This window comes from Acinetobacter stercoris (genome assembly GCF_900323515.1).
Lineage (GTDB): Bacteria > Pseudomonadota > Gammaproteobacteria > Pseudomonadales > Moraxellaceae > Acinetobacter > Acinetobacter stercoris.
In genome coordinates this window covers 1-5084 of the sequence record NZ_OOGT01000249.1, presented here as the reverse complement: position 1 = coordinate 5084, position 5084 = coordinate 1, and the positions used below count along the sequence as shown (strand labels likewise).

The following is a 5084-nucleotide window of genomic DNA, read 5'->3' as shown; positions in this document are numbered from 1 at the left end:
GATTATAAAAAAGGAAACTTGTTTTAGTTAAAAATGTTAACATGTAAACATATTTTTATTTTGGATGATGAATGAAAACAATACGCCCATCGTTAACTTTAGCCTTGCTTCAGGCTCGTGAAGCTACAATGTCTTATTTTAGACCTGCATTGAATGAAATCGGTTTGACTGAACAGCAGTGGCGGGTTATCCGGATCTTATATCAACATGAAGAATTAGAAAGTAATCAACTTGCTGATTTAGCATGTATTTTAAAACCAAGTCTGACGGGTATTTTAAATCGTATGATTGATCAAAATTTAATACAAAAACGAAAAGATGATCAGGATCAGCGTATTAATCTTATTACCTTGACTGATGAAGGGAAAAATCGTTTCGAAATACAGGCTGTTAAAATGGAAGCTTCATATAAAAAAATTCAGGAGCAATATGGTGAGGAGAAAATGCAGCAACTTATGGAGCTGTTAAAAGATTTATCCAGAGTAAAAATAAATTAATTCGAACCAGCAAGTTTTAAATTTCTATAGAGCTTGCTGATTATATTTTGAAAAGACAGTTTTAGCTTCGACCCTGTACTAAACGGCGTTGCTTTATAAATGTAATGCTTAAATAAACTATCAATAAGCTGGCAAAACCAATCATGGTATTTTTAGCACCAAGTGTGGTAGCAATGATTCCAGCCATTAATCCTCCAAGAGCATCAAAACCAAATCTAATGGATGTATAAATAGAAACTACTCGTCCGCGTAACTGGGTAGGTGTGTTGCGCTGAATCAGGATGTTCGTAGAGACATTTGCTGTTGATATACCAAAACCCAAGAGTAGCATTGCGATAAAATAGGCAATATGAAGATTTACCAGACCTAGTACAAATAAGGCTAATGAACAAATCAACATATTAAGTAAAATCCGCTGCTTAATTCGGGTAAAGTTCTGTGTATTTGCCAACATTAATGAAGATAACAAGGAGCCGATGCCTGCCATTCCCCATAAATATCCTAAGGTGGTTTCATTCCCTTTTAAATAATCTTTTGCAAATATAGGGAGAAGCGCAACATAACTTGATGCGGTTAAATTAATAATAGCAACGTTGAGCATCATTTTAGAATACTCTTTATTTTTGAAAACAAATACATAGCCTTCTTTTAAAACATTTTGTAGTTGTCCCTTCGCTTTACTACCATGAATATTTCGCATTAAACATAATGCAATAACTAAAAATAGATAAGAAAATGCATTTAAGATGAAACAGGTAAAAGCATTACTGATTACAAGTAAAAAACCTGCAATAGGAGGACCAATAAAACGGCATAAATTAAAAATCATTGCGTTGAGTGCAAGTGCATTGGCTATATTGTCTTTTTTATCAACTAAATCACTAATAAAAGATTGTCTGAGTGGTGTATCGAACGCTGTAAACACTCCCATACATAAGGACAAAATAATGATACTATTGCTGTTAAGTTTGTCAAAAAATGTTAAATAGGCTAGAAAGATGGCTTGCAAAAAAAATAGAATTTGTACAACAATTAAAGCTGCTCTTTTGTTGATTTTATCTATAGCAGCCCCAACAAATGGGCTAATCAGGAGTTGAGGAGCCATTGCAAAAAAAGCAATTAAACCAAGAAGTTTTGCTGAATTTGTTAGCTCATATACTAACCATGCCAAAGCAACCTGTTGTATCCATGTTCCTAAAGTAGAAAGAGTGTGTCCGATAAAATAATGACGAAAATTAGGGTAAATCAGGCTATTAAAAATCTTAGGCATGTGTAACTCATGACAAATGATGTATTGAAAAAAAATAAATTAGTTAATATATTAACATCTGTGTTTAAAAGATGTTAATTAATTTGGAAACTAAATAGTTAAATGAGTTGGGTGGTGTATAGGCAACCCATATTCTATCAATATAAGGGAATTTCTAATGTCAAATATTCAAGAGTTTGACTATATAGTGTGTGGGGCAGGATCAGCCGGGTGTGTTGTTGTTACTCGGTTAATTCAGGAAAATAAAGGCCGTGTGCTTTTATTAGAAGCTGGTGGAGAAGACAGCAGTATTTTTATTAAAATGCCAGCTGGCTTGTCTGAAGTTATTCCAACAAAAACCTGGGACTATGCTACTGAACCAGATGATAATACAAAACATCGTAGAATGACCTGTGCACAGGGGAAAGTCCTGGGTGGAAGTAGTTCTGTAAATGGCATGATTTATATCCGTGGTCAAAAACAGGATTACGATACCTGGGCAAATGAATATGGTTGTGTCGGTTGGGATTATGAATCGTTATTACCCTATTTTAAAAAATCTGAAAATAACGAAAGTTTGTCAGAACCTTATCATGGCAGTTCTGGACCATTATTTGTCAGTGAGAACCGTTATCGCCATCCTCTTACTCAAGTATTTATAAAGGCAGGACAGGAGCTTGGTCTTCCATATGTAAATGATTTTAATGGTCAGGATCAACAAGGAATCGGTTTTTTTCAAACGACTACACATCAGGGAGAACGTGCGAGTGCATCACAAACTTATTTGAAAATGGTTCGGAACCATCCAGATTTAACATTAAAACTAAATGTCTTGGTACATAAAGTTATTCTGGATAATCATATTGCTATCGGTGTCGAGTGCGAAATTAACGGCAAAAAACATATATTCCATGCAAAAAAACAGATCATTTTAAGTGCAGGCTCTATTGGTACACCTAAGATATTAATGCTCTCAGGAATTGGACCTAAAGAACATTTACAGACACTAGGAATTGAAACCATTCAGGATTTGCCTGTTGGAAAAAATTACCATGATCATTTGCATGTTTCGATTAATGCAGAAACTCAAAAACCAAATTCATTGTATGGTGAGGACTTAGGTTTTAAAAAAATTAAAAATGGTGTTCAGTGGATGTTTACCCGTACTGGAGTTGTAACCTCAAATATCCTTGAAGGTGGAGCATTTATTGATACACATGAAGAGGGTCGACCTGATGTCCAAGCTCATTTTTTACCAGGATTGGATACGTGGGACGATCCAGAAGGTTTAGGTAAAGGCAAGACTCATGGGATAACACTTAAAAATTGTTTTTTGAGACCAAAATCACGGGGGGAAATATTTTTAAACAGCAAAGATCCTAATGATAATGTCACGATAAAAGCAAACTTGCTCAGTCATCCAGATGATATTCAGGGAATGTTAAGAGCTACTAAATTTGGTTTGGATTTATTAAAGACTTCTGCTTTTTGTAATGAAATCGGTGAGATATTTTCTCCACCTCAATTGACACATGACGATGATAGTGCACTTGAAGATTTCATCAGGCAGACATGTAAAACGACCTATCATCCTGTCGGAACATGTCGTATGGGACAAGATCGGGAAAATTCAGTGGTTGATCTTGAATTACGGGTACATGGTGTAGAAAATCTGAGTGTGATCGACTGTTCGGTATTTCCAAGTGTTCCTAGTGGCAATACAAATGCACCGACGATTGCTGTTGCGGAAAAAGCAGTGGATTTACTGATACAAAAATGTTGATTTTTTATAAAAAGTGTATTGTTTTTTGGTTTGATGATCTGTGAAAATCATCCTTTAGGATGAGTTTATATAACATGTTCATCTATAAAATTTCAGATGTAAAACAAGATTAGGGAAAGTGTGATGAATATTAATATGATTTTGAATGGAGAATCAGTTTCGGGTCTAGGTGAAACTTTTTCAGTATTGAATCCAGCGAACGAACAGATAATTGCAGAAATTCCAAGCACAACTGTTGAACAGGTCAATCAAACCATAGCTGCTGCAGAGGAAGCATTTAAAACATGGAAAAATGTTGATGATGATACGATTAATAGTGCTTTTAGTAAAATAGCGAATGATATTCGGCTTGCTAAAGATGAAATCGCGCAGTTAATTACTTTAGAGCAAGGCAAGCCCTTGGGTTTGGCTCAGTTCGAGGTTGAAGGTGGTGCAAACTGGATTGAATATATAGCAAGTCTTGAGGTTCCAGTAGAGACCATTCAGGATCCAGGTGGTAAAATCATTAAGGTTTATAATCGTCCACTCGGTGTTGTTGCATCAATTACCCCATGGAATTGGCCATTTTTGATTGCAATCTGGCATTTATTCCCTGCTTTGAAAACCAAAAATACAGTCGTAAATAAACCATCAGAATATACACCATTAAGTACGATCAAGTTGGTAGAGATTATTAATCGCCATTTACCGAAAGGTGTTTGTAGTATTGTGCTTGGCAAGGGGGCTGTTGGACAGACATTAAGTGAACATACTGATGTCGCTAAAGTTACTTTTACTGGTTCAACCCGTACAGGGCAAAGCATATTGAGCCATTCTGTAAATACCCTAAAAAGTGTTGTGCTTGAACTAGGGGGAAATGATGTTGGTATCGTACTTGATGATGTTGATGTAGAAGAAGTTGCACCTAAAATTTTTGGTTCAGCATTTTTAAATATGGGACAAACCTGTGCAGCATTGAAACGTCTTTATGTGCATGAAAATGTTTATGATGCATTAACGCAAAAACTGACTGAAATAGCTGACTCACAAGCAGTTGGCAATGGTACGGACGTAACCACAACATTTGGTCCTGTGCAAAATAAAATGCAGTACAACAAAGTCAAGGCAATGATTGATGATGCTGTTCAAAATGGTGGGAAAATTATCACTCAGGCAAAACAGCTACCTGAAAAAGGTTATTTTATTGCACCGACGCTAGTAACAAATCTTAAAGAAGGAATATCCCTTGTTGATGATGAGCAATTTGGTCCAGCGTTACCAATTATCAAATTTAGAGATATTCAGGATGTGATTAAAAAAGCAAATAATACCAGTTTTGGTCTTGGTGGTTCAGTCTGGAGTAAAGACATTGAAAAGGCACAGGAAATTGCGAACCAGTTAGAGACAGGTACGGTTTGGATCAATAGCCATTCTGATTTATCACCTGCTGCTGAATTTGGTGGATGGAAATTATCTGGTTTAGGATATTCATTCGGTTTAAGCGGTTTATTACTTTATACTCATAAGCAGGCAGTACATATTACCCAGTAAATTTTATAGACCTATTTTATAAAAT

The 5084-nt window shown here is 35.6% G+C and carries 4 protein-coding genes; 3 read left to right on the top strand and 1 reads right to left on the bottom strand.

The annotated features are described in order from the left end of the window. Nucleotides 1–71: 71 nt before the first annotated feature. Nucleotides 72–497, top strand: a complete 426-nt coding sequence (gene hpaR / locus KPC_RS17760; protein WP_121975666.1) for a homoprotocatechuate degradation operon regulator HpaR — start codon at nucleotides 72–74, stop codon at nucleotides 495–497. A gap of 61 nt (nucleotides 498–558) precedes the next feature. Here hpaR and KPC_RS17755 read toward each other — a convergent pair whose 3' ends face one another. Next, nucleotides 559–1767 carry an MFS transporter gene (locus KPC_RS17755; protein ID WP_171334542.1) on the bottom strand — a complete coding sequence of 403 codons (1209 nt, stop codon included), beginning with the start codon at nucleotides 1765–1767 and terminating at the stop codon, nucleotides 559–561. 157 nt (nucleotides 1768–1924) lie between these two features. On the opposite strand from KPC_RS17755, the gene KPC_RS17750 reads away from it, so the two are divergent. Beyond that, a complete protein-coding gene (locus tag KPC_RS17750; protein ID WP_121975665.1) occupies nucleotides 1925–3529 on the top strand; it encodes a GMC family oxidoreductase in 1605 nt (534 codons plus the stop codon). Between the two features lie 123 nt (nucleotides 3530–3652). Then, a complete protein-coding gene (locus tag KPC_RS17745; RefSeq protein ID WP_121975664.1) occupies nucleotides 3653–5059 on the top strand; it encodes an aldehyde dehydrogenase family protein in 1407 nt (468 codons plus the stop codon). The last annotated feature ends 25 nt before the right edge of the window (nucleotides 5060–5084 follow it).